Raw genomic sequence first — 2,063 nt, 5'->3', positions numbered from 1 at the left:
ATTATATAACCAAATTGAAGGAAAAGAATTATCTGAAGAGGCAGGGAAGTAGCCAAAAAGGGAAATGGGTGATATTAGCAAAACGAGATTGACACTTGTATCAATTCGTGCCAAACTATGAAATGTAAGGAGGAGAAAAAGATGCCTAGAAAACCAACATTAGACGGCAAAGATTCTAGTCTGAGAATCAGGATGTCACCAGAGCAAAAAGAAAAGCTAGTATCTTATGCAGAGAGACATTATCAGACTATGGGTAATGTAATATTCCAGGCGTTGGACATTCTTTACGCAAGAGAAGAACAAAAAAATAATAAAGAGTAAAATGGAGTTATTTTGGAGTTTATTTCTTCATAAGCGGTGCGAAAAACACAAAAACAGAACGCGTGTTCGAAATATAAACCTCTAATAACAGCCCTTGCGTGTCATGAAACGCTGTCCGCAAAGGAGTTCAAGTAAAAAAATTTTCTGAAATCCCTTATAAACAGGGCATTTTAGAGCAGATAAAGTTCTATTTGATAACAAAATGATAACACGAGAGATTTTGGCATTATTTATTTGGAATCTTGTGGTTATCAGGTAATATGTGTGAAACCAACAAAAAGGTCTTACTGAATTGAGTGAAATCAATTTAGTAAGGCCTTTTCGTTGGTTTTTTATTTGTCGTTTTTTGGATGTAAACGGTAGAACCTAAGTACCTTGAAAAATATTCATATGGTTTCAGCTGGTTTGCCTTCGCTGTTTCAGCTATGCTGTAGATGATTGCGGAACTGGTGGCTCCATTGACGGTATCGATCATTTCCTAGTTCTTCTTGCCAATGCAGAATCCGCGGATGGCACGTTCACTGGCATTATTATCCATCGGGACATCCCCATTTTCAAGAAACACACGCAGATACCGTTCCTGGTTCAAGGCATAGGCAAATGCTTCCTTTATTTTGACGCTTTTGGATACCCTGTCAGAATTCTGTTTCAGGTACGCAAAGAAAGCATCCACCAGTGGTTTTACCACCAGCTGACGCTTGGCAGTCCGTTCATCTGATGAAAGACCGGAAAACTTTCCTTCCTCCCGGTAGATCGCACGGATCTGGTTCATGATGAGGTACAAAACAGACTGTTTCCTCAGATCTTTCGGTATGACTTCCAGTGCCTCATGGAACTTGCGCCTGCAATGTCTGATGGAAAGCCTTACAGGTGCCATCATGGTGATTATAACGAGCAGGCCCCTTTGGTGTTTGCGGACACTTTGACTGGGTATCTTCAAGAATGCATAGATAAAACTGGCATTGTATCGAAAGCCTTGCTTACATTCTCCAACAAGGATGCCTATGCACGTATCCGTCAGTTTCTGAATTACCTTGCTGAAAAAGGCATCATAGAAATGGATCTTTCCAGGATTGTTCCACACTATAAGAGGGGGCGGTGCTTCCTACGACATATACGCCAGATGAAATCAGCAGGGTCGAAGCTTCTGTTGATACTAATACTACTATTGGAAAGAGAAACCTTGCGATCATCCGACTGGCATCACGAATGGGACTCCGTGCAGGCGACATTGCAAAGTGTATCGGCTGTTCTTTTTTTGTTTTAGGTGTTAAAACGGTATTGTTTTTCTTGTGTGCAGTAGAGCACTATAGTATAATAAAACTAGTTTTTTTGCATAAGATTAAAAGTTTAAATAGGATGATCGGCAAACCAGATGAAAGTCTGGGACGCAAAGCTACAGGGCCTGTAAAATGGCAGCCAGTTGTATGAAATGAGGTGCACTGTCTGTGGGACAGTGTTTTTTATGTAAGTAGGAAATTACTTCATAATGTTCCTATTACATAAAAACGCTCCGCGAAAATGCGACCAGATGCATGATGAATATGTCTGCTGAAGCAGACTGCATCCGGCGCGCAAAGCGTAACAAGCCCCTCAAAGATTGAGGAATTCAGGGAGTTTGAAGCGGACTTGTCCGCTTTGTTATGATGTTATTTCATAGACGCAACTATAACGATTTTATTGCAGGGGATCAGATACGAAAAAACGGAAAGGATAGTTAGGGATAGACAGAAAATGAAAGG

The 2,063-nt window shown here is 40.7% G+C and carries 1 protein-coding gene, 1 pseudogene and 1 riboswitch; of the genes and pseudogenes, one reads left to right on the top strand and one right to left on the bottom strand.

All coding sequences use genetic code 11. From position 1 onward, the window contains the following. The first annotated feature begins 141 nt into the window (after positions 1 to 141). Positions 142 to 321, top strand: a complete 180-nt coding sequence (locus WMO25_RS17465; RefSeq protein ID WP_291816207.1) for a hypothetical protein — start codon at positions 142 to 144, stop codon at positions 319 to 321. 367 nt (positions 322 to 688) lie between these two features. Here WMO25_RS17465 and WMO25_RS17460 read toward each other — a convergent pair. Further along, positions 689 to 1,171 (bottom strand): annotated as a pseudogene (locus tag WMO25_RS17460) (IS66 family transposase); the annotation flags it as partial. 505 nt (positions 1,172 to 1,676) lie between these two features. Next, positions 1,677 to 1,752: riboswitch (cyclic di-GMP riboswitch) on the top strand. Positions 1,753 to 2,063 lie beyond the last annotated feature (311 nt).

Origin of the sequence: Coprococcus intestinihominis (genome assembly GCF_040096555.1) — a bacterium.
GTDB classification, from domain to species: Bacteria; Bacillota; Clostridia; order Lachnospirales; family Lachnospiraceae; genus Coprococcus_A; species Coprococcus_A intestinihominis.
Note: the sequence above shows the minus strand (reverse complement) of the source record. Positions and strands in the feature narration are given on the sequence as shown.

Excerpts from the sequence above, each read along its gene's own strand:
- WMO25_RS17465 (WP_291816207.1), top strand. The coding sequence starts at position 142 with ATGCCTAGAAAACCAACATTAGACGGCAAAGATTCTAGTCTGAGAATC.